Origin of the sequence: Alteromonas sp. ASW11-130, assembly GCF_026183735.1 — a bacterium.
Lineage (GTDB): Bacteria > Pseudomonadota > Gammaproteobacteria > Enterobacterales > Alteromonadaceae > Alteromonas.
The window spans coordinates 224,697-248,677 of sequence record NZ_JAPFRE010000016.1 but is presented as its reverse complement, the minus strand read 5'-3'; the positions used below and the strand labels follow the sequence as shown (position 1 = coordinate 248,677).

The 23,981-nt window shown below is 43.2% G+C and carries 17 protein-coding genes and 2 tRNA genes; 9 read left to right on the top strand and 10 right to left on the bottom strand.

Annotation, left to right across the window (positions count from 1 at the left end; genetic code table 11):
* Positions 1-200 precede the first annotated feature (200 nt).
* The 4 genes from OPS28_RS06190 (at position 201) to OPS28_RS06175 (ending at position 3,808) form a co-directional block, all read left to right on the top strand.
* Positions 201-485 (top strand): PepSY domain-containing protein, encoded by a 285-nt coding sequence (locus OPS28_RS06190; RefSeq protein ID WP_265608583.1) that lies wholly within the window; start codon positions 201-203, stop codon positions 483-485.
* The gene (locus tag OPS28_RS06185; RefSeq protein WP_265608582.1) at positions 485-1,159 is read left to right on the top strand and encodes a response regulator transcription factor; all 675 of its coding nucleotides are present in this window, start codon (positions 485-487) and stop codon (positions 1,157-1,159) included. Before OPS28_RS06190 ends, OPS28_RS06185 begins: the two co-directional genes overlap by 1 nt.
* Positions 1,156-2,493, top strand: coding sequence for an ATP-binding protein (locus OPS28_RS06180; RefSeq protein ID WP_265608581.1), 1,338 nt, complete (start codon positions 1,156-1,158; stop codon positions 2,491-2,493). The genes OPS28_RS06185 and OPS28_RS06180 overlap by 4 nt, the downstream gene beginning before the upstream one ends.
* Before the next feature lie 328 nt (positions 2,494-2,821).
* Complete coding sequence (locus OPS28_RS06175; RefSeq protein ID WP_265608580.1) at positions 2,822-3,808, top strand: WD40 repeat domain-containing protein; 987 nt, start codon at positions 2,822-2,824, stop codon at positions 3,806-3,808.
* A 161-nt stretch (positions 3,809-3,969) separates the two neighbouring features.
* On the opposite strand, the gene OPS28_RS06170 is transcribed toward OPS28_RS06175, so the two are convergent.
* Positions 3,970-8,523, bottom strand: coding sequence for a chemotaxis protein CheB (locus OPS28_RS06170; RefSeq protein WP_265608579.1), 4,554 nt, complete (start codon positions 8,521-8,523; stop codon positions 3,970-3,972).
* A 216-nt stretch (positions 8,524-8,739) separates the two neighbouring features.
* Between OPS28_RS06170 and OPS28_RS17065 the strand changes: the two genes are divergently transcribed.
* Positions 8,740-9,438, top strand: coding sequence for a phosphatase PAP2 family protein (locus tag OPS28_RS17065; RefSeq protein WP_265608578.1), 699 nt, complete (start codon positions 8,740-8,742; stop codon positions 9,436-9,438).
* A gap of 261 nt (positions 9,439-9,699) precedes the next feature.
* On the opposite strand, the gene OPS28_RS06160 is transcribed toward OPS28_RS17065, so the two are convergent.
* Positions 9,700-10,740 carry an AI-2E family transporter gene (locus tag OPS28_RS06160; protein ID WP_265608577.1) on the bottom strand — a complete coding sequence of 347 codons (1,041 nt, stop codon included), beginning with the start codon at positions 10,738-10,740 and terminating at the stop codon, positions 9,700-9,702.
* Between the two features lie 87 nt (positions 10,741-10,827).
* Between OPS28_RS06160 and folX the strand changes: the two genes are divergently transcribed.
* The 3 genes from folX to OPS28_RS06145 all read left to right on the top strand — a co-directional run bounded on the left by folX (position 10,828) and on the right by OPS28_RS06145 (position 12,490).
* Positions 10,828-11,190, top strand: coding sequence for a dihydroneopterin triphosphate 2'-epimerase (gene folX, locus OPS28_RS06155; protein WP_265608576.1), 363 nt, complete (start codon positions 10,828-10,830; stop codon positions 11,188-11,190).
* A gap of 9 nt (positions 11,191-11,199) precedes the next feature.
* A complete protein-coding gene (locus OPS28_RS06150) occupies positions 11,200-12,096 on the top strand; it encodes a TIGR01777 family oxidoreductase (protein WP_265608575.1) in 897 nt (298 codons plus the stop codon).
* Positions 12,097-12,295: 199 nt separating this feature from the next.
* Positions 12,296-12,490 carry a CsbD family protein gene (locus OPS28_RS06145; protein ID WP_265608574.1) on the top strand — a complete coding sequence of 65 codons (195 nt, stop codon included), beginning with the start codon at positions 12,296-12,298 and terminating at the stop codon, positions 12,488-12,490.
* Between the two features lie 1,217 nt (positions 12,491-13,707).
* Here OPS28_RS06145 and OPS28_RS06140 read toward each other — a convergent pair.
* Both OPS28_RS06140 and OPS28_RS06135 read right to left on the bottom strand, forming a co-directional pair.
* Positions 13,708-16,230 (bottom strand): ABC transporter permease, encoded by a 2,523-nt coding sequence (locus OPS28_RS06140; RefSeq protein WP_265608573.1) that lies wholly within the window; start codon positions 16,228-16,230, stop codon positions 13,708-13,710.
* On the bottom strand, positions 16,231-16,929 hold the full coding sequence (locus OPS28_RS06135; protein WP_265608636.1) for an ABC transporter ATP-binding protein: 699 nt from the start codon (positions 16,927-16,929) through the stop codon (positions 16,231-16,233).
* A 21-nt stretch (positions 16,930-16,950) separates the two neighbouring features.
* On the opposite strand from OPS28_RS06135, the gene OPS28_RS06130 reads away from it, so the two are divergent.
* Positions 16,951-17,619 (top strand): arylesterase, encoded by a 669-nt coding sequence (locus OPS28_RS06130; protein WP_442863971.1) that lies wholly within the window; start codon positions 16,951-16,953, stop codon positions 17,617-17,619.
* A 48-nt stretch (positions 17,620-17,667) separates the two neighbouring features.
* Here the strand turns inward: OPS28_RS06130 and OPS28_RS06125 are convergent, their stop codons facing one another.
* From OPS28_RS06125 to OPS28_RS06100, 6 genes are all read right to left on the bottom strand, one after another.
* On the bottom strand, positions 17,668-18,942 hold the full coding sequence (locus OPS28_RS06125) for an amidohydrolase family protein (protein ID WP_265608572.1): 1,275 nt from the start codon (positions 18,940-18,942) through the stop codon (positions 17,668-17,670).
* Positions 18,939-20,360 carry an amidohydrolase gene (locus OPS28_RS06120; RefSeq protein WP_265608571.1) on the bottom strand — a complete coding sequence of 474 codons (1,422 nt, stop codon included), beginning with the start codon at positions 20,358-20,360 and terminating at the stop codon, positions 18,939-18,941. Before OPS28_RS06120 ends, OPS28_RS06125 begins: the two co-directional genes overlap by 4 nt.
* Before the next feature lie 152 nt (positions 20,361-20,512).
* Positions 20,513-21,463, bottom strand: a complete 951-nt coding sequence (gene dusC, locus OPS28_RS06115) for a tRNA dihydrouridine(16) synthase DusC (protein WP_265608570.1) — start codon at positions 21,461-21,463, stop codon at positions 20,513-20,515.
* Between the two features lie 422 nt (positions 21,464-21,885).
* The gene (locus tag OPS28_RS06110) at positions 21,886-22,800 is read right to left on the bottom strand and encodes a M14 family metallopeptidase (protein WP_265608569.1); all 915 of its coding nucleotides are present in this window, start codon (positions 22,798-22,800) and stop codon (positions 21,886-21,888) included.
* Positions 22,801-23,337: 537 nt separating this feature from the next.
* Positions 23,338-23,413: transfer RNA gene (locus OPS28_RS06105), tRNA-Glu, on the bottom strand.
* A gap of 216 nt (positions 23,414-23,629) precedes the next feature.
* Positions 23,630-23,705 (bottom strand) — tRNA-Glu (locus OPS28_RS06100).
* Between the last annotated feature and the right edge of the window lie 276 nt (positions 23,706-23,981).

Genomic DNA, 23,981 nt, shown 5'->3' with positions numbered 1-23,981 from the left:
CGGGACAATTTATTGATCAGATTGTTTATTAATAACTTTTAAAGATTTCGCGCTCCCTCAACTTAAGGGAATTCTTTACTTAATTCAGGATATGTTCATCAAAATTATCTATGCTAGGATTAGCAAATGAGGCTCGTTTGCTTATTAGTTGGAATACGGTCGCTAGGAAGAGCGATGTCAGGTTTCTCAAAGAGAGAGTTATGAAAACGTTCATACAGCATACAATGATTTTGATAGTGATGACGTGCTTGTCTATCATGCCAGGGTATGCGCACCAACAGGATAATAATGGCCGCCAATTGGACAAAGCCCAGGCCGCAGAACGTGCCAAGCAACAAGTAAATGGCAGAATTCTGAGAATCGATAAAAATAAAGATAACTACCGGGTCAAAGTACTAAAAAAATCAGGTCGGGTAGTATCCGTCGACGTAGATAAACGGTCGGGCGAAGTTAGCCCTCCAAAGGATAAGGATAGAAAACGTTAATGCGTATTTTGATAGCGGAAGACGATAGCAGATTGCTCACCCAGCTCGATCGCCTCATGCAAACTAATGGCTATAGCGTTGATTTAGCGGATGATGGGGAACGTGCCCTTTTTCATCTTAATGAATATCCGTACGATTTAGCTGTTGTTGATATTGGCCTACCCAAAATCGATGGACTAGAGGTCATTCAACGCGCGCGCCAAAACAACGTACGTTGCCCTATTCTCATTCTAACCGCCCGTGATCGATGGCAAGAAAAAGTAGAAGGCTTAGATTCAGGCGCTGATGACTATTTAACAAAACCCTTCCACGATGAAGAACTATTAGCTCGTGTGAAAGCACTTATCCGACGTTCATCAGGACAAGCTAACCCCATCATACAAGCAGGCCCAATTGAACTGGATACGGTCAGTGAAGAAATTCGCGTGAATGGCAAAGCTCTGGAATTAACTGCTTACGAATACAGAGTGATGCAGTATCTGATGATGAATCCACAAAAAGTTATTTCAAAAACCGAACTTACAGAGCATATTTATGATCAGGATTTCGACTTAGACAGTAATGTGATCGAAGTGTTTGTAGGGCGTTTGCGCAAAAAAATTGACCCCGACATCACTCTCAAACCTATCGAAACACTGCGAGGTAGGGGTTATAGGATTAACCGGAATTTATGAAGGGTCTTTCCCTTCGGCTTCGTGCAATCATTCTGACCCTTATTGCACTTACGCTATTTATTCCTTTGACGGTTTTTACCCTCGATAGAGCATATACGGCCAGTTTAACTCAGGCCAAACAAGATGAGCTAAAGCTTATGAGCCTTGCTTTAATCTCAGCGTTTGAGCTCAATGGCGATATCCCTTATATGCCTGAGCTTTTGTATGAAGAGCAGCTAAACCTGCCCGACTCGGGTTACATTGGATTAATTCGTTTTCGCGACAAAACTGTCTGGCAATCTGCTTCTGCGTTACATTACGATATAACGCAACCCCCTCCTATCCCGGCGGTAGGTGAAGAGTTTTTTGTAGAAGACTACACTGCTCAATTCGATAAAAAACGCAGTCATTTTGCCTATGCATTTACCGCTGAATTTGCCGGAACGGAAGACTTCGAACCCGTTCATTTTTACATTTTTAATGAGAAGACCAAATTTGATCAGGAACGAAATGCGTTTTTAAAAACAGTATGGCAATGGTTGTCTTTGTTAGCTTTAGCACTGCTCATTTTATTATTAATAGGCATGGCTTTATTGCTGTCTCCCGTCAGAGAGCTCATCAATGAAATTAGTTTAACTGCTAAAGGTAAACAAGCGAGGTTAACCCATAACTATCCGGTGGAGTTTTCTGGCTTACAAAACAGTATTAACCAACTTATGCAAATTGAAGAGGACCAACGTAAACGCTATAAAAACAGCCTCGACGATTTAGCTCATAGCCTCAAGACCCCTTTGGCGATAGCTCTCGGTTCTCAACACCTCCCAGATGAAGCTAGAGACGCCTTAAAACAAATCGATAGCCTGATTCGCAGACAACTCAAACGTGCAACCATGGCGAAGTCAGGCTGGCAAGCCGGTATCGATATCAAGCCGATAGCTGCCAAAATTACGCACGCCATAAAAAAAATCTATCTGGATAAAGAGCTTTCTATTCGCGTTATTGGAGATGACATAACGTTTTATGGTGACAAAACCGATCTCATGGAAATGATAGGTAATATTTTAGATAACGCGGCGAAGGCAGCCAATACGGTCATTATTGTTACCCTCAAATCCTCTGAAAAATGGATAGAAATTGGTGTTGAAGATGATGGGCCGGGTATTCCAGAGCATCTTAGAGAAAAATTGATACAACGAGGTGAAAGATTTGATACATATGCAGAAGGTCAAGGTATCGGTATGGCGGTAGTCGCTGATCTGATAACTATTTATCAGGGAAGATTATTGATAGAAAAATCGCATTTAAATGGTGCAAAAATAACCTTGCAATTTCCCGCATCGCCAAGCATGGAGTGATACCTATGGGTTTGCCAGATTTGCATCGACAGTACGTTCATAAGTAAATTATTGTTTTAATGTAACGACAAATGATGATGTCCTCTCCCACTGGTTTGCGGCTGATAATTAATACCTCTTCGCGAAATATATTAAAGATAGCAAAAGACATTTATAAACGCGTGTGACCAATACGAAACCGTTATTAAAAAGTACTAGATGAGCGCAAAAGCTTAGTATGGAGCGTTAAGTGATTATAAATCAGGGTTTTACCTTCCTCATTATTGACAAATGATTTCCTCTTCGCCACCCTTGCAAACACATTGTATTAACATAAGTAACCTGTGCGATGAAGTATATCGTTTATATTATATGCAGCCTATGTTTACTCGCTGGGTGCGATAAAAACGTTACTGTTGAATCTACACTACTACACCGCTTTGCCAAACAACCCCTTAAGTCAGCTACGATGACCGACGATGCATCTTTGCTAGCATTGTTAACGAAAAACCAGGTCGTAAGCGTCTGGGACAGCATTAATCAAAAACTTAAATACGAATGGGATCGCACCCAATTGGGTGACGAAGATATGCAGCACGTCGAGCTATCTGAAAACAAACAGTGGTTGGCGATCGCGGGATATTGGAATATCACTTTAGTCAACCTTGAACATGGTCAGGTCATAGGGAGCTGGTATGTGCAAGGTAATCAACCAAGTGCAACCATTTCCTCATTGATGTTTTATCCTGATGGGCACAAAGCCCTCGTCGGTATGACCGACGGAGTGGTGCTTTCAGTTGATTTTCAAAGTGGCCTGGCTACCCGACACACGCATCACGACAAACAAATCACTCGACTTGCCTATTTACCGCATACGTCTACCATTATGTCGGGCGCTCGGGACAAAAAATTTATTTCTTTTCGAGAAGACGGGGAAATTATTTATCAACGTGAATTCAAAAGTCGCGTTACTTCCCTGATAAATGATAAACAATCCAATAAACTTTTCATATCTGACGCTCTCAAATCTCATTTGATTATGGATAGCGAAAGTGGAGAAACGCTTACAGAACTTAAATTTTTCGAAAACTTCCGATTTTTTCGCAGGGGGATTTTTTATCAACGAGGACGATATCTTATAACGTCGTCACCGAAATCCGTGCTTACGCTATGGGATGCCCAAACAGGCGACGAAGTGGCTTCATGGGAGATAACACGCTTTACATCTGAAGCCACCACCGTGTCCTTATCGTTAAACGAAAATAACGAGCTGATTACACTTAGCTCGGATGGCGCTTATCAAGTATGGGATATTGAATCTTTGCTTCCACAATAGAATAAATAGCGGGCTAATTATCCTTAATACAGATAAAACGATCCAACATTATCGACTTAAGTTCGCTGCTGCTTGTAAGGAAAGGTTTCATAAACCAGGCTCACATCATTAGCTGTATGAAAGCGACTTATCAGGCCTGTCAGTAATAGTACGAGTTCGAATTAAAGCGTTTCGGCAAATTTTTCCAACTCTTCAATTATAATCTCGACGCTGACTGGCTTATTAAGATGTCCATCAAAACCCGCCGCTTGCGTACTTCGTTTTGCTTCTAAATGTCCGTAACCTGTAACGGCTAGATATAGTGTTTTATCAGGTAAATTAGGTTTGAGCAGTTCAATAAGTTCAATTCCACTCATATCGGGTAAACCAATATCCAAGAGCGCAACATTGGGCCTAAAAGCGATATAGTTTTGTAAGGCTTCAGTTCCGGTATTGTAAACGCGTACATCACAACCTTTGAGGTCCAAAATCATTCCTAGACCGTCGGCCACCGTTTCATTGTCATCAACCAACATCACCCTTAACTTTTGCATATTTCTCAGCGTTGATGTTTTCTTATAAGATAGCTGTGGCAGATGCACTGAATCTGTGTCAGCCGATTCAGCCTCTATCGGCAAACTAAGCGTCACTAATGTACCTCTATTGCGCCCGTCGCTGTGTATGGAGACGGTGCCACCGTGTAGTTCGGCAATCTGTTTTACCAGAGACAAACCGATACCTAAGCCCGTATTTTTACTTTCGCTATTTTCTTTTATTTGCTGAAACGGCTCAAAAACTTTATCGCGATATTGCATATCAAGACCGATACCTGAGTCTTTAACATTAATAACCAGGTTGTTGTTAGATTTAATCGCTTCAACTTTGATACTGCCATTCTCTGGAGTAAACTTAGCTGCATTGTTTATCACGTTATTAATAACTTGCTGAATACGGGTACGATCGAGCTTGGTAATGATATTGTCTTCAGGTAAGACGAGATCGAGGGATTGCTTGTTTTGATGTACAGCGGGTGAGAAATTTTCAATAATTTCTTGCAATAACCGATTAACATTCACCGTCGATTTTTCGAGTCGGACTTCGCCTCTTGCAATTCGCGTTAGATCTAGCAATTCGTCGAGTAATGAAGACACCAAGTTGACGTTGCTGCGCATTGTATTTAATGCCCAATCCAGTTTTTTATTATCATGTTCAATAATTTGTACCGCACCACTGATCGATGCTAAAGGATTACGGATTTCATGACCTAAGGTAGCGAGGAAGTCATTTTTCTTCTCATCCGCTTCCTGCAATTCTTTGATGGCACTTTTAAGAGAGGCTTCTAGCTTCCTTTGGCGGGTAATATCTACCACCATACCAATCATCTTACTTGGTTGATCATCGGTGAAAACGACCTGACCGTTAGCTTCTACCCATGTCACTTTTTGGGTAGTCGAATGCACTACTCTATAAATCGCATGATAATGACCATCACTTTTTGGATCCATCGCCGCATCTACTTCAGCCGCCACTGCTTCACGATCGTCAACGTGAATGCCTTTGATAAAGTCATCCTGGCTAACTGAGCTGCCCCGAATACCCCAGATTTCATAAAGTAATTTATCCCAGTAGGTTTTACCGGTACTAATTTCCCATTCAAACGCTCCCATATGACTGGAATCTTTTGCAATCCTTAAGCGACTTTCATTATTTTTAAGTTGTTGTTCCATTTCCTTGCGATGTAAGGCGACGGATAGAATGTTTGCTGCGGACACCAAAAAATGAACATCTTCTTGATTGAAGCATCGTTTGTCCGTAGTGTGCACGGCCAAAATACCGTAGGGTTTATCGCTATTTTCAATGATACAGCTGATACCACTCACCACTTTATGATCGATGAGCAATTCAGGACCAGTGAACCGTTGTTCCGAAGCAAGGTCGGTTACAACGACGGGCTCGGGGGTATTCAAAGTAAAACCCGCTTGAGACGTGTTATCTGCTGATACGGTGGCTTTACCCACAATTCCGCTATTCCAACCTATACCCGCTTTAACTAACAACCGCTCTTGTTCTGGCTGATACTCAAGCACTTTACAAAAATCAGCTTGGAGCGTGTGCGTTACTTCTCTGACTAATTGGTCCATCAGATTGGCCGTATCTTCATTACTTAGCGCTTTTAATCCCAACTTAGCAATTACAGCATGCTGTTCACTACTGGCCTTTAATCTATTAGCCGTAACTTTTAGTGTAGTGACGTCAATAAAGGTAATAACTACCCCAACCACTTTCCTGGATTCTGTTTGATAAGGGAGTATTTTTCTTACGTACCATTGTTTTTCCGCTTGAATTTGCTTTTCACTGGACTCCAGGCTATCTAAAACACGCTGTGCCTCTTCGAACGTGTCTTCATCCAGCAATTCACGGTGAAGTTCATTAATTGGCTGGTCGATATCTTGAGAGCCAATTTTCAATAGCCTCTCTGCTGCCGGTGTATATCGCTTTATCTTCATTTCACTAGAAAGAAAGATAGTGGCTAAATTAGTGCTCGCAAAAAAGTTTTTGATGTCGTCGTGGGTGGTCGACAATTCATCTATTTTGTCTTTCAGTTGTGCGTTTACCGTCGTCAATTCCTCGTTTAAGGACCTTAACTCTTCCGTGCTAGCTTCTAACTCTTCATTCGAAGATTGTAATTCCTCATTGGTAGACAACGCTTCTTCATGGGCCGCTTTTAATTCTTCAGTGCTGGTTTCCAGCTCTTCAACAGTACTTTGTAATTCATCCTTGGTCTCACGAAGCTCTCTTTCCATTGCGTCAATCATACTATCGTGATCATGATTGTTAATTTGGTGACTAACTGAACCAAAGTCCTCATTGGAAGGGATTTCCTCAAAGGTTACTATGACGCTTCCATCGCCCTTTTTACTACTTGAGGTGGGCGTGATGGTGCATCGATAATTTATGTCAGGCTCTTGGGTTGAAGACGATTGTGGCAAGGTAATGGTGACCCGTTCGCCGGTTTTCTTAGCCTTGTATATCCCGCTTCGCATTCTCGTACGAATTTGTGGATTAATCATTGAATAGAGTTCTAATCCAGCCTGCCCGTCAGGCAGGGTAAGAAACTTATTTACGTTTCCATGAAAATACGTTACGCGGTTGAGGTCGTCTACAATTATGGAAGGCTTGACGGCTAACAGTAAGGTCTTCAATACCCGTTCTTCTTCACTATTTTGCTTAGCCCGTTGTCTATTAGACGATTTAGGGGTGGTACTTTTATGATTGAAAAATGTCGGTAACATCGAAGGGTAATGTTTAATTTCGTTCCGTTCTTTGCGTCCGTATATTCGCCACTTTGAAGACAGTGTTGTAAACAAATCTTTTTTTTCACCAACACTCTCTGAGCTGCCTAAAAACAAATAGCCCTCGGGAACCAACGCATAGAAAAATGATTTTAGTACTTTTTGTTGCGCTGACTTTTGAAGGTATATCAACAAATTGCGGCAACTAACTAAATGTAAATTTGAAAAGGGTGGGTCCGTATAAACGTTTTGCTGCGCAAATGAAATCTTATCACGTATACTATTTCGTATAGTGGCATATCCATCATTAGCAACATCAAAGTATCTATTGATAAAAGGCTCTGGTAATTCAGATATTATGCTATTGGGATAGCTCCCCCGCCGCGCAACAAGTATCGCTTCCTGATCGATATCTGTAGCAAATATACGCAAACCCAGCTCTTTACCTGACTTTTCTATTTGTTCTGTTAACAATATCGCTAAGGTATACGCTTCCTCACCACTGGCACATCCAGCGACCCAGACTCTTATGTCCTCCCCGTCATCTATTTCGTCAACAATACTAGCTAATACCTTACTATCTAATATTTCAAATGCTTCACGGTCACGAAAAAAATCCGTAACATTGATCAATAAATCCCGCATTAATGCATCGCGTTCATTCTGACTGTCACGTAATAACTTTATGTAATGTTGAGATTGCTTCTTACCTGTCAGACTCATTCTACGAAAGATACGACGTTTTACAGTGCTATCTTTATATTGGGTAAGGTCAAAATTTTCCTGTGCCTTGAATAACGCTCTGATTTCGTTCAGGTCACTTAGAGAAGAGTCAGCATTTTTAGTTAGCTGATGGTAAGGGTGCGATCCAAACTCAATTAAAAGTTCAGGAATTTGTTCTATCGGTAACACTTCATCTACAACGCCTGCATTAATAGCAGACTTTGGCATACTAGGATATTCTGCTGTTTCTGGTGATTGTACTACAGCAAGCCCACCAGCAGCTTTTAGCGCTCTCAATCCTGCTGTTCCATCACTTCCTGCACCCGAAAATACCAAGCCTACTGCTTTAGACTGGTACACGTCAGCCATTGAACGAAATAAATGATCGATGGCCATCCTACAGCCACGATGTTCGGTCTGCTCTACCACTTTAATGCAGGAATCGTTTACCTCAATAAACTTATTAGGAGGAATAATGTAGGCTTGTCCAGATTCTATTTTTTGACCATCTTTAGCCTGACAAAACTTAAATGAGGTTTCGCGCGCTAATATATCGGCCAGCATGCTCTCGTGATCTGGAGAAAGGTGTTGAACCACTAAAAAAGCGATATCAACGTCATCTGGCACTTTATTAAAAAAACGCTTTAATACATCAAGGCCACCAGCCGATGCCCCCACCCCAACTATGAGAGGGGAGCGTTGTTCTTTGTTATTGCTCATTTAACATTCATTGGTTTTTGATGCACAGCTTTCGATTAAACGAGGGTATCAAGTAGCGTGCGTGGCGTCTAATGAAATCCGTTGCTTCCTGTTATCTGATTTTCGCACTGCAATAAATGCACAGTAAATGAGCAATTTGAATTAATGGATTCACTAATCTGCTTACTCAGAATAATAGTAAAAAAAATCAAAGCTTGAAAAAAGGATTTGATGTCTGTGATAGTAAATAAACTAAAAAACAAACTCCCTTCTTCTTTAGATTTGCCTTTGTTAGTAGTAGCCGCTGTGTGCAGTTTTGCTATCTGGACATTTGTTGAATTAGCAGACGATGCACCTGAAGGCGACTATCTGGAGATAGAAAATAAAGTACTTACATTTTTTAGAAGTACGGCCGCCCCGGAAAACGCCATCGGTCCACAATGGGTTGAGCAAACCGCGATGGAGATCACCTCTTTAGGTTCCATTCCTGTGCTCTCATTAATAGTTATTTTATGTGTTTTCCATATGCTGCTAATTAAAAAATACGGAATGGCTATGCTCGTTACCCTATCCACTATCTTAGGGGGCACACTCACCTTTTATTTGAAAGAAGTTTTCGAACGAGCCCGTCCTGAAAAGGTTTCTGCATTAGTCGACGTAATGACTTACAGCTTTCCAAGCGGACATGCGATGACTTCATCAATTGTATTTATGACCCTCGGCGCACTTTTGGCACAAACGGTTCCAAGAAACATTGAGAAGATTTATTTTATTGCCACAGCGTTATTCTTAAGTTTTATCATTGGTTTAACCCGCGTGTATCTTGGCGTACATTATCCAACAGATGTGATGGCGGGATGGGCAGCAGGCACCGCTTGGGCATTATTATGTTGGAGCATTCCCCATATATTTGTCAGGGTGAAACGAAGTCATTGACACCCCGTCTTCTACCGCACCGAGAACGAGGAATGTATGCTGTCGAGGCGGCAGCGGTAAAGAAATGCATGCACCTTTTAATTGAATCTAACAATGTGTAAATGCCTTCTAGTTTCTCCTTTCTGGCACCGTTTTTTTATTTACTGCTAAATTGCGCTCATGCTTTAAAATATGGCGCCCCTTGGCCGTACTGGAGCGGATTGCCAAACATTGAAAGCTTTCCAGCACTGTAAATATATACCCTAGCCGGCGGTGATTCCTCTATATCATAGGCTTTGTCTTTTCGCCTTCGCTGGAAAGTAGTACTGCCAGCCAGCGACTTTCTTCTCGAGATTCAAGCGCAATTTTAACGATCATTGTTAACGGAACAGAAAGTAGCATACCGACGCTACCGAGCAGCCATCCCCAAAAAATTAACGACAAAAATACTACCAAAGTAGATAACCCCATGCCTCTTCCCAATAATCTGGGTTCGACCATGTTCCCCATAATGGTATTGACCAGCACAAATCCCAACGCGACCAAACCGGCGGAAGCCACACCATATTGTACAAAACCAATTATCACAGCGGGTATTGCCGCAATTATTGAACCGATATTAGGAATATAGTTCAGCATGAAGGCTAATACAGCCCATAGCAGGAAGTGGTCGATATCCATCACGTACAGCCATACCCCAATAAAAATTCCTGTGGCTACACTCACTACCGTCTTGATAGCCAAATAACTGTTTACAGATTGGATAAAACGGTCCACATGTTTCATCTTCATATCGGGGTCAGCCAATGCAGTATGCAAACGCTTAGGGATGCTGTCTGACTCAAATAGCATAAAGATAACGGTGAGCAGAATTAGCAGCAGATTCGATAATACACCTCCCATTCCACTAATAAAATTAGTGGCGACCGACATCGCCATGCCAGGATCCAGATAGGAAGCGATTAAATTTCTATCGATATGAATATTAAATGTCGCCAAACGCTCAGCAATCCAGGAAAATTCGTCACCCAACTTTAGCTTATATGACGGCAAATTTTGTTTAAAATCAGTTAACGATTGTCCTACTAGCCCTGCCAATAAAAAACCGATGAAGACGATTATCAGGATCACGAGTGTCACTGATACCCACTTAGGAATTTTACGTCTGGAAGCCCAGTTGATGAGGGGGCTACATGCGATAGCAATAAAGCCAGAAAGAAAAAAGGGCACCATAATAGCACTGGCAGCTTTAATGCCAGCCAATACGATTACAAGAGCTGCGAGGACAATGAGTACTTTTGCTGTGGGGGATCGAAGTTCCATATTGTTTGATTTGTTTTTTTGCTATCCTAAAATTCGTTTCTTAATTTACCGCGAGTCGCGAGTAACTACAATTTATAAGAGAAAACAATGACGTTGAATGAGGCTACGATAAAAATAAAAAACCTGCGTCTAAGAACCTACATCGGCATCAATGAAGATGAAATTGCTAATAAGCAGGATGTAGTCGTTAATGCAAAAATCGTTTACGACGCAAAACGCGCAACTGACAGCGATAATATGCAAGATGCGCTAAACTATAAAACGGTGACTAAAGCAATAATAAAGTTGGTAGAAGATAACCGTTTTGCGTTATTGGAAAAACTTACTGCCGATGTGCTGGAAATTGCCGCTTCGCACCATTGGGTGACATTTGCAGAAATTGAAATAGATAAGCCGCATGCGCTGCGTTTTTCTGACTCAGTGTCACTTACATTATCTTGTAATAAGTAAGGAAAACTAATGCACATCCTTATTACGGGTGGTACAGGGTTAATCGGTAGACATTTAATCAAAGCCTTAGTTGGTAAACACGATATCACGGTACTCACCAGGAATATTGAGCGTGCTTCGACGATACTTAAACAAAATATTTCGTTTGTGCAATCGCTTGAAGAATTAACCGATTTCTCGAAATTTGATGCGATTATTAACCTTGCTGGAGAACCTATAGCAGATAAGCGCTGGACGGAGCGTCAAAAAAACAAAATTTGTAAAAGCCGATGGCAACTGACGCAAAAATTAGTGGATAAAATCAAACGGGCGAGTTCCCCCCCGGAAGTATTTATATCGGGATCGGCCGTTGGCTACTACGGGCGACAGGGAAAGCATACGGTCACTGAAGAACAACATCAGGTACATGAAGAGTTCACTCATACTGTTTGTAATGAATGGGAAGCCATCGCTGAACAAGCAAAAAGCAAAATTACGCGGGTTTGTACTATTCGCACAGGTATTGTCCTTGCCAAGGGAGAAGGTGCATTAGGAAAAATGGCGCTGCCATTTAAACTGGGAATGGGGGGCAAATTAGGAGACGGTGAACAAATAATGTCATGGATACATATTGATGACGAAGTAGCCGCTATTTTATATTTGCTGACAAATGAAAACTGTGAGGGTCCCTATAATTTAACCTCCCCCCACCCCGTGAGCAATGCGGAATTCTCCAAACAACTCGCGCACACCTTGCACCGACCTAACCTTTTTACCGTTCCTGCTTTTGTGTTGAAAACAATGTTAGGCGAAACCTCTGACTTACTACTTACCGGTCAGCGGGTATTACCTTCCCGATTATTGTCGCAAGGGTTTGAGTTTAAGTATCAGTCTCTCGATAGCGCATTAGACAATCTATATGGCTAACCCTTTACATAGATATGAAATTATTACTTGATGCGGGGCGTCTAGGATAACTAACTCCTTGGTGGTATAACTAAATATCCTTTCTTTTTCATTTACATAGCTAATGTATCGACAACTTTCAGCTTGGTATGCGCTTTGCAAAATCGTTAGCACCATTTCCAAAATGGTTTTTTTACTGCTATCTACAAGGAGATAGATTATGAATAATGATCGTATTGAAGGTAATTGGAATGAAATGAAAGGTAAAGTTCAGCAACAGTGGGGTAAATTGACCAACGACGACCTCGATCGCATCGATGGCAAGCGCACTGAACTCGTAGGCAAGCTCCAGCAACACTATGGTAAAAGCAAAGACGAGGCTGAACGTGAAGTAGATGATTACTTTGCCCACTAAAATCCTATGCTGTGAATAGAAGTAAAAGAGTGGCTTAACGCCTAACGCCAGTCAGTTACACTGACTGGCGTTGTTCTTTTAGGTGGAAAGTTCTTTTTATTTTAGTTTTATGTATTGGGTTTGCTTCAATAGACGATGGGTTTACCTTCTTTCAAACCACTGCACCGTACCTTACCTACCCCATTCACCCCACCTCGAATAGGGTCTACAGTCGTCGACACTATGTGATAGGTTTTCATTGATTATTTTAATAAAGGGCTTGGCTGCTTCATTGCACGCGTTAATACGTGTGTTCGTGGCTGAGGCATGCGGGTTAGGCGTATTTATTCTTGAATCGCATTAAAAACGTGAATAACTTCCTCTGCAATGGTTTTTCACGATGATAGGTACTTATTCTGCTCCAACGTGTTCGAAATTTTAACCAGTCTACTTTAGCAAGGTGTAGCGAAGCAAAGTTAAGCGAAAATAAACCAGCTTAAGACGAATCAAATGCCGATTCCGAAACGAGAATGTAGCGTGTAGAATCTAGTGTGTGCTCTTGAGTAGCGTCTATCCCCTGATCGTTCAGAGTCATCAACATGAATCGTTTCCGATAACCTTATTATTTTACGCAGTTGACTAGCTAGTCGCATAGAATAAGCCACAAACTTATTGAAAACAATTTTACTAAAACTGATTAGACTTCACTAAATTAGCGATAGTTATCAAATGGTTACGCAATCGGCCAACACACGCCATTGACTAGCAAAAAATTTCCACCCTTGCCTATTTCATACGAAAAAATCTGAAGTTTGCTTTACCCTTGCCCGCAAAACTTTATGAACGGTAACCCCACCTCCCCTTTACCGAGCAAAGCGCACTAGGCTGATCAATGGCTTTTTCTGACGATATATTTATGTATTGATAATTAACCACTACATCGTTTAAAACTGCGACTTTCTTGCAGGTCTCGTAAAGACACAAGGTTCAGTAAACGCCCCCAGTATTCACGCGGGCGGGAGAAGATTAAACAAGAAGTCAGGGATATTAAGGTCTCAAAAAAACGTAAAATGCGGAAGGGCCAAACGCCTTCACAAGGTTTATAGAAAATCCGATACCCGTTACCTGATACCGGATTTTGTTGTTTAAAAAAGGTGGTCAACCGAGCACTCACCTCACTAATGTGAGCGGAGTTCAGCTTTACGCCTGCACTATAATTACCAATAACTAACCAGGGGTTACACCATCCGTCGCAATAACGTTGTAGTATTGAGAGTTAATAATCGCCAACAGCCTACCGCGCCTAATATTCCTACCACTAATGCCCCTGCGATAGGTGCGAGTAGCCAATACTCAAGATGAATCCGAGCGTCCATCTGAAAAACCTGGGTTTGTAGCATATAAAGACTTAACTCGTTTGCCAATGCAGCCATGAAACCTGCAACCAAACCAATGATTACAAATTCATAAATGACGCTTAATCGTATAAGCCTGCCTTTGGCACCCAACGTTCGAAGTATGGCCAGTTCCTGTTGGCGTTCGTCCATACTAGCCTGCACTTGCGCGATCAGTACCAGCGAGCCTGCGGCTAACACTAAAATCAGAATAAACTCTACGGCGACAGAGACTTGATCGACGATATCCCTTAGTTGATTGATACTGGCGTCCACATCAAATAGGGTGACTGACGGAAATGGGTGCATCAAACCAGTAATATCCGCTTTCCGATCCGCTTCTAAGAAGAAGCTGGTTATGTATGTGGGTTCGAAAGCAGCCATTGCCTTCGGATGCAGAATAAAAAAGAAGTTAGGTTGCATAGTTTGCCAATTTACTTCGCGAAGACTGGTAACACGACTTTTAACGATCTCACTGCCGATATTGAACGTGAGTATGTCACCCATCTCAATATCCAACCTTTTGGCGATTTCAGATTCTACTGAAACGGGATAAATCCCATCGACAGCCTGCATAGAATTGGAACCGTGCCATACGCCTTCACTGACTTCATTTCCATTTTGTAGCTTATTGCTCCAGGTGAGATTGGCTTCTCGACCTAAGCCGTCTCTGCCCTCCGAGGGTTGTTCGTCTTCTTTACTCACACGGGTATTAACTTGCTCATCATTTACCGCTACAAATCTTCCTCGAACAACAGGGTAAAACGACTCTACGTTTACCTCCTTATCAGCGAAATGTTGCTCTAAATTATCCTTTTGCTGGGTAGTAATGTTCGACATAAAATAGTTTGGCGTGCCTTCGGGTAGTTGCGCCCGCCACTGCGCTACCATATCATTGCGCATCACTAGCACCACCAACAACAGCATAATAGTTATAGAAAAACTTATAAGCTGAACGCTGTTATCCATCGCTCTGCGTCGGATACGCGCCCATGCCAACTGCCACGGGCCTATTCGCCCGACACCTAGTTTGCGGCCTAACCATATCAATCCGAAGGTGACGACCAGTAAACTTAAAACCAGCACAATGCCCGAGATAAATAAGATCGCACTAATTTTTAGATCCTGACTGTAAATCCACATTAGCAGGAAAACAGCGCCTCCTGCAGCACCAAACTGCAATGTACGTGAGCTTAATCCAGAGTCCATATCGCGCCGTAATACGCGTAACGGTGGCACAGAAAACAGGCGCATTAGGGGATACAAAGAAAATAAAATGGCGCACACAGCTCCTGTAAACACAGCAATCAATAAAGGCCGCCAATGCCAAACCGTAAGGGAGACTTCTACTTTGTCGGCCAGCAGCATCACCACCAATTGTTGTATCGCGATGCCAAAAGCAATACCTACCGCAATACCTACCACAGTAATAAAGCAAATTTGCAGGGTATACACCCGTCTGATCATATTTTGTGTAGCGCCTAATGTTTTCATGATAGCGACAGGATCAAAATGTCGTTGACTATAACGCTGGGCTGCCACGGCGATCGACACTGCGGCAAGAACAATAGCTAACAGGCTGGCGAGTAAGAAATACCGTTCCGCGGTGGCCACTGAGCGCCCTACTGGCGACTCATCATCTTTGATTGTGCTCCAGCCATGTACATCGTCATTTAATTGCGGTTGCAACCAATCATAAAAGCTATTGATCGCGCTTGTCTCGCCAGTAAAGTAACCGCGGTACCCAACGCGACTGCCTGGTCCCGTTATTTTCATTGCAGGAACGTCAGCTATGTTCACTAGCAACAAGGGATCGGTCGCAAACACATTAAAACCTGCGTCGGGGATCCCTCCCAATACTTTATCTACGATGAATTGAGCGTCACCAATTTCAACTACATCGCCAAGCTTGATTCCCAATAGTTGAAATAAACGTGAATCCAGCCAAGCGTGGCCCTGCGGAGGTACTCTCTGCGTATCTTTTTCTACTCCAAATGGCTGATCACTGACAGTTATAGTGCCCTTTAGCGGATAGTTATCGCTTACCGCTCTTAAATCTATCAAAGACATATTCTCGCCACCAAACACCATCGAACGGGCTCGTAACTTTCGCGAGATTTTCAAATCTTCGGCTAATGCGCGTGCAAACCATTCCTCGGGAATGGGGTCGCTAGAGCGAATTTGCGCGTCCGCAGCCAAAAATTCCGCTGACTTATCGGTAAGCGCACTTTGCAAACGTTCGCTAAATAGGGAGAGGGATAAAACAGCGCTGACTGATAACACGATGGCAAGCAAAATAATAGTTAACTCGCCTCGCCGCGCCTCGTGTTTAAACAAGCGCCAAGCTAAATTTAACACCATATTCATTTAGCTTGCCTCACGAGAATAGTTGGACGTCTGACTTTTTTTTTCAGTTAATGCACCTGCTTGCATGACCAATTGTCGATCACACTTTGCGGCAAGAGTCTCATCGTGGGTAACTAATACCAGCGTAGTACCTTGCTCCTGATTTAAGTTAAACAACAGGTCTTCTATTTTGTGACTATTTACCGCATCAAGGTTTCCTGTGGGTTCATCAGCAAAAAGAATTTTGGGCTGACCGATGAATGCGCGGGCAATAGCAACGCGTTGTTGCTCGCCGCCGGATAACTGATTAGGATAGTGATGGGCTCGATGGGCTAAACCTACTTGCGCCAGGATTTCTTTTGCTCTGCCGGAAGGGTCGCTTAGACCCGTAATTTCCGCAGGTAACATGATATTTTCCAACGCCGTCAAACTTTGCACTAACATAAAACTCTGGAAGATAAAGCCAACCTTGGCACCTCGTAGTTGCGCCCGCCCCTCTTCATCTAAATCGTGTAATGACACATTATCAAGCCATATTTCACCTGTACTAACCTCGTCCAATCCCGCGAGTAAGCTTAATAAAGTAGATTTACCGGAGCCTGACGCACCCACAATGGCAATCGACTCACCGGGCTTGACCTGAAAAGAAATTGGTTGAAGAATCTGCAAATGTCCTTCACTCGTATTAACCGTTTTAGTAATCTCGCTGGTTCTAATTATTGAGGAGTTGTTGCTGTCGTGTTGGTCTTTCAAAGTCATCGCCATATTCAAATTACTTTCCTGTTATTTTTGTTACCGCTACTGGTCTTTTCAGATCATTTACATGCCACTACAGAAAATGAAAACCCACAAAAACCAAAGTTACTTATTCTAGGTGATAGCCTAAGCGCAGCTTATGGGTTAAAGCAACATGAAGGCTGGGTTAGTTTGTTACAAAATATCTGGAAAGACGAGTCGGTTCAGATTGAAGTAGTGAATGCTGCGATCAGTGGCGAAACCACTGATGGTGGTCTGGCTCGTTTACCGCGTTTATTGGAACAACATAGACCGAGTCATCTGCTTATAGAATTGGGGGGTAATGACGGATTGCAAGGTCATCCAGTGACAAAGATGCGAAGGAATTTACATAAAATGGTTAGTCTAGCTAAACAAGCCGAAATTGCTGTGTTATTACAGGATATGGAGATCCCAACTAATTATGGGCGTAAGTATCAGTCCTTGTTTTCAGATAGTTTTGAAACTGTAGCCGAAGAACAGCAAATCACACTTATCCCTTTCTTTTTACAAGATGTAGCAACGAAAGACAGTTTGATGCAGCGAGATGGCATCCACCCTAATAAAGCGGCTCAACCCATGATTGCTGAATACATGAACAAACAACTTACGCCGCATATTTTAAACACAAATTGAGCAGAATAAAAAATGGCCCGTTATGGGCCATTTTTTCGCTAATTCCACTTAAGGTCGAAGGTATTGAGGAGGGTGTGCGTATGATGTTTTTTGAGAAGAAAGGTAGCGGTCTCGCAACTTCGTCTGTCTCGATTCCATTTTTATAGGCTCACCATTCACGAACACTTGTTCAGCTGCTTCTGTGACCTCCAAGGGGTCACCGCTCCAAATAACAATATCTGCTCGCTTCCCCTGGGAAATAGAACCAATCGTATCTTGCATCCCCAATATTTTCGCCGGTGCTGAAGTCAAACTCGCCAATCCGGCTTCGTGAGATAAACCATTTGCCACTGCGTTACCCGCATGTTGCGCTGCAAGACGAATATTATGCGTGTCCATACCAATCGCTACTACGACGCCTGCTTTTTCAAGTCGGGCCGCATTAGCCAGAGTAGCTCCAAGCTGGTCAAATCCGCCAGGTAAATTGAATTCAGGGTCTATAATGACAGGAATATTATTATCGGCTAGCTGCTCTGCTACTCGCCATGCTTCTACACCATGCACTAAGACGACTTTAATATCGGGATGGCGTTGCTTAAACGCAATTACCTGACGAATATCGGCAGCACGATCAGCCTGCATGAAAAGCGGCATATTTCCATTTAACACTTTCTTTAATGCCGCGACATCCGCTCGGGAATTCATACCGTGCCAATCATCTTTAGCATCTAACTTACCGTCAACTGACGCCGCTTCAGCAAGCGCCGACTCCAGGGCAACCCAAAGGGCAGCGCGCGAACCACCGGATTCTTCTGCACCTTCGCTTCCTACATCTACTTTCATAAATGCATGAGCTTTAAGTAGTGGGTCGTCCCCCAAAGACATGACCGCACCTTGGCCATAGAAAAGGGTATCAACGCTTGAGATAGCAGTCGCAGCTGAAGTGACGCCTTCAATACGCGATATATTTACTAGAGAGGAATCTGGGTTTAAAGCATAACTTACGTCTAATGCCGCTCCCGTTTTAGTTACACCCGCTTTTTCTACCGAGCTGTCAACCACTCCCGCAGACATCGATACTTCAACTAATCCCAACGTTGTTAACGCACCTACAAATCCTGGGGTAATAACTTTACCGGTGGCATCAATTTTACGATAGCTGTCAGGAACCCGCAGGTCTTTGTCAATTTGCGCGATTTTGCCGTCTTTGATAAGAATTGTCGCTTTATCCAGTGTTCCCAATTTTGTCATGGTATGCACTTTGCCCCCGATAATAGCGATATTTTCAGCCAACACAGAGGTTGAAACGACTGCTGCGGTCAATAAACTGAGCATTAACTTCATTTTTTGTCTCCTTCACCTACCTGACCCAACTCAAAATCACTTACGGGCCATTGTTCAGGGTTTGCTCTGTCATACGCCAAACCACCATCTACGTAAACTTTTTCAGCTTGTGTATATGTCGAGAACGGATCGCCGCTCCACAGCACTACATCTGCATTCTTACCCGCTTCCAGTGATCCCGTCTGCGCGTAAATACCCAACGCTTTCGCTGGATTAGCAGATAGCCATTGCCATGCTTCGGCTTGAGAAATATTGATACCCGCACGGTTACCATCAGACCAAGCCTTTGCCGCTTCCTGATTCAATCGTTGGATACCTAAATCACTGTCTGAATGAACGATTGCACATGCCCCTGCTTGATGTACCAAAGAAATATTTTCTCGTATACCGTCATAGGCTTCCATTTTAAAGCCCCACCAATCTGCCCACATTGCCGAGCACACATTGTTCTGTTTCAACTTATCTGCAATTTTGTAAGACTCCACCGCATGATGAAATGTGCCTATCTTGTAGTTGAACTCTTTCATAACATCCATCATGGTGGTCATTTCATCCGCACGATAGCAATGCATGTGCACTAAAATGTCCCCCTTCAAGACACCTGCAAGGGTTTCCAGCTTCAAGTCACGCTTAGGTGGTTTGGGGTTTTTGCCTTCATCAAATTCCTTTTCGTAGCGCTCCCATTTAGCGATGTAATCCTGAGCGTCAGACCAAGCTTGACGATATCCAGCGACATTACCCATCCGCGTCATGGGGCCCCCTTTTTCACCATAAACCCGCTTGGGGTTTTCTCCGCATGCCATTTTTAAACCATGGGGCGCGTCGGGAAATTTCATATCCTGCATTGTGCGGTTAGGCACGTTTTTGAGAACTACTGAGCGTCCGCCAAAAAGGTTAGCCGAACCGGGAAGAATCTGCATGGATGTGACGCCACCAGCTAACGCTCGACCGAAACCTGGGTCCTGCGGCCATACAGCATGCTCAGCCCATACACCTGCCGTGACTGGATTAACCATTTCATTGCCGTCTGAATGTGACCGAGTGGAAGGGTTTGGATATACGCCCAAATGACTATGGGTGTCGATGATGCCTGGGGTTACCCACTTTCCACTTCCGTCAATAACCCGCACATCGGCTGGTTGCTCAATGTTTGCTCCTAGCGCGACAATTTTACCATCCGCAAAATAGATTGAACCCTTTTCAATCTTTTCGCCGGAGCCTGTCAGAATAGTGACATTCGTAATAAATGTCGGCTGTCCATCTATCGGTTTGTATGTACTTGGGTATGGATTCGGATGAATAGAAATTTTTTTATTGTTCGGTTGCTGTTCCTTCTTGGAAGTAGTGGCACACCCTGCTACTGCCAAGGAAAACAGACACGCCACCGCCAGGCTCAGACGTGAAGGTACTCGCTGCATTGTTTTTCCATAAAGTTAAGTTAACATTCACCTCCTCTATTTGTTTGGGAGGCTTGAATTTTCTACTGCAATTTAGTGCGCAGAACAAAACGTTAACTACCTAACCTAGCTGATAAAGCGGATTCGAACAAGTTAATGGTTTACAAATGCGGTTAAGCTACATTCACTTGCGAGGACTGACTGGCCAACACCGCTACAATATCGTGTGCATCATTCAATCGTTTGATTTGATTAAGTAAAGCGTCTGCTTGTGGATACTGTCTTCGCAGGTATCCGCACCATTGTTTAATTCGGTTTGGATAATATCGACCTTTGTCTCCAAATATTTCATAACCTGAATAGGAAATGAGCAAGTCCGCTACCTCGCCCCATGCCATCGGTTTGTCGTTTTGTTTAATGGTATTAGCTAAGTTGGGCATAGCCAGCGCCCCTCGACCCAGCATTAAATCTGTACACGCTGATTGTTCAATGCAATTTCGAGCATCAGCTGCATTCCATATTTCGCCATTGGCAATTACGGGGATGGCGATACGTTTTTTGATTTTGGCAATATAGTCCCAATAAGCGGGAGGTCTATACCCTTCTTTTTTAGTCCGTGCATGTACCACAAGGTGCGTCGCCCCGGCTTGCGCAATAGCTTCGGCATTTTCTACTGCCAACGTCTTATCTTCATAACCTAAGCGGATCTTTGCAGTAACAGGAAGCTCTGCAGGTACTGCATCCCTAACGCTTTTTACGATATCGTATAGGGTTTGCGTTTCCTTAAGCAACACTGCTCCCCCTTTACTTTTATTGACCGTTTTGGCTGGGCAACCGAAATTTAAATCAATGCCAGGCGAACCCAGTTCCACTGCTGTAAGCGCATTTTCCGCCAACCATTGTGGATGTTGTCCTAAAAGCTGAACTCTTACTGGCACGCCCGCGGGAGTTTTAGCACCAAACGCTAATTCGGGACACAACCTCATGAAGGTGCGCTTAGGCAGTTTCTGATCGACTACGCGAATAAATTCCGTTACACAGAGATCGAATCCCCCTACGCGAGTTAGCATGTCACGCATCAAGTGATCAACAACGCCTTCCATAGGCGCAAGCATAATTTTCATAGGTGAATACATTTGAAACAGTGGAGGAAAACGCGGCGGAGTTTAGCAAAATTCGATTAATACACCAACAATAAAGCAGAAAAAGAGGATATGAAATCAGAGGCAAGAATGTATGTGGATAGTTAACAAAACTACACACCAACTAAACATATCAGGCGTAATCTTTTATTAGGATCTGCGCTGTTGCGTACAAACATATATCCTTAATAAACAATCATCCCACATATTATGAAAATACCTGATAAAGATTTCCGAACAACCGGATTGGTAAACATATTTAGCATGGTATTGCCCCTAAAACTGCCTCATGCGGTGCCGGTACAATTCTGTCACCAGGCAACAAATAGAGGATTGACCCAGAACAGCTTACCATCCGATTATTTGAAACGAAGAGGCCAGCGAGAAGCTAGCCTTCAGTTAGGTTAAGAACTAGTTTCTTTTAAGTAGTTAAGTGCACCGACGATTGCAGCCACCTGCGCACGGTTACATTCTTCATCAGTTGTTTTCGGACTGTCGGGGTAAACTTCCGTGGTGGTAACGTATTCAGCTTCGGTCATGCCTCCACAAAGAAAAAGTTTCTTTTTGTCATAACAAATCACACCCTCAGATACTGTATCCGCACCAATAATTTTACCATTGGCATCGGACGGGGCTATGTGGGTAATATGTTTGACACTCTCGATGATCGCTTTTTGAAAATCTAATTGGGGGTTTCTAGTATCGGCCACCGTATAAAAGCCATCAGGAATTTCCCACTCATCGTGAATGACCCCATCTCGGGCGGCTAAAGCGGGCCTGAATTCAGAGTTATCTGTATCTGTTGTTTCATGCAAATCGATATGCATTTTAATTGGCGTATTAAGTGTTGCAATAAATGCCATTACCTGGGCGGATTCAGAAGCGAGCGAGTCGGGCATGAACGAACGATTAGGATCAAGCGCATGCGGATTCCATCGGTTAATGGTTTCGTATCCCCAAGGACTGATACACGGTACAATAATGAAGTTGAAATCTTCAGCATAGGCGCTTAGGTGTTCATTGATAAACAAGAGTGCGCCCTGAACGCCGCTGGTTTCATAACCATGCACGCCCCCCGTTACCAGAACGGTTGATTTGTTCTCATCTAACTTTTCGCTGACTACAGCATAAAGCGGATATCTCCGCTCATCATACGGTAACGCACCGTATTGATGGATTGAAAAACCACTTTTTTGCTTAGGTATCTTTGCTAAAACCTCTTCTTGGTAACTGCGCTTAATCTGCTGTGAATCACGCCACTGCTTTTTTTCTTCATCTGACCAAGGTTCGCCGGGACGCCCTATTGGATATTGTTCCATTCCTGTTCCTATGAAATTAACGAGGACTTTAAACCCGTTATGCTACCAATAAATAGTCCTGGCGTCATTTACCGCATCTCAAACGATGTCAGCTCTTGTTTATCAGTTGCTGCAAGACCACGCTAACCACGTAGCATCACCTTTCATACATGTTAGCAGTTCTTACGCTTCTCGATATCCATTAGCCATGATGGATGCTCACATTAAGGAAACTTATCTCACGCTTCGACAAGCCTTCTTCGGGAAGGGGGGAATTAAATTGTGCAAAAACGTAACAGTACAACGTTAAAGACTTGGTTACCGCGTGGAAAATACGTATTTGCACTACAAGCCGTTTCATTGATCGAAAAGGCCGTGACATTCTTCATTAACACAAGTTTTATAAAATCATTTCTCTTTCTATGTGTGGTTTACGCATTTACGCAAATAGCGTATGACATAAGGGCGTGAACTTGAGTAAAGAGTTTTGAACATAGATTTGTTAAACCTGAATAGAACGCATAAAAAAACCAGCCCGAAGGCTGGTTTTTTTATATATGGCGTCCCCTAGGGGATTCGAACCCCTGTTACCGCCGTGAAAGGGCGGTGTCCTAGGCCTCTAGACGAAGGGGACAGAAATTTTGCCCAGCAACGCGTTGCGTTGATAAATTTCTGTAAGGCAAGGTGAGCTGGCGAACCGAGCGACCTTATTTACCCTACAGACTTTCTGTCAGGCCAGTTACCGCGAAGTAAACTTCGCGGATTTTTTGTAATACGAGGTGAGCCTTAAATAAGAGCAACCTTTTCTTACTGGTTATCACTCGCAGTTACGGACTGCGACACCGTTATATGGCGTCCCCTAGGGGATTCGAACCCCTGTTACCGCCGTGAAAGGGCGGTGTCCTAGGCCTCTAGACGAAGGGGACAGAAATTTTGCCCATCAACGCGTTGCGTTGATAAATTTCTGTAAGGCAAGGTGAGCTGGCGAACCGAGCGACCTTTTTACCCTACAGACTTTCTGTCAGGCCAGTTACCGCGAAGTATACTTCGCGGATTTTTTGTAAGGCGAAGTGAGCCAGCGAACTGAGCGTCATTATTCAACTTACTAGATTTCCTGTCGGCGACAAATTTCTGTAAGGCAAGGTGAGCTGGCGAACCGAGCGACCTTATTTACCCTACAGACTTTCTGTCAGGCCAGTTAC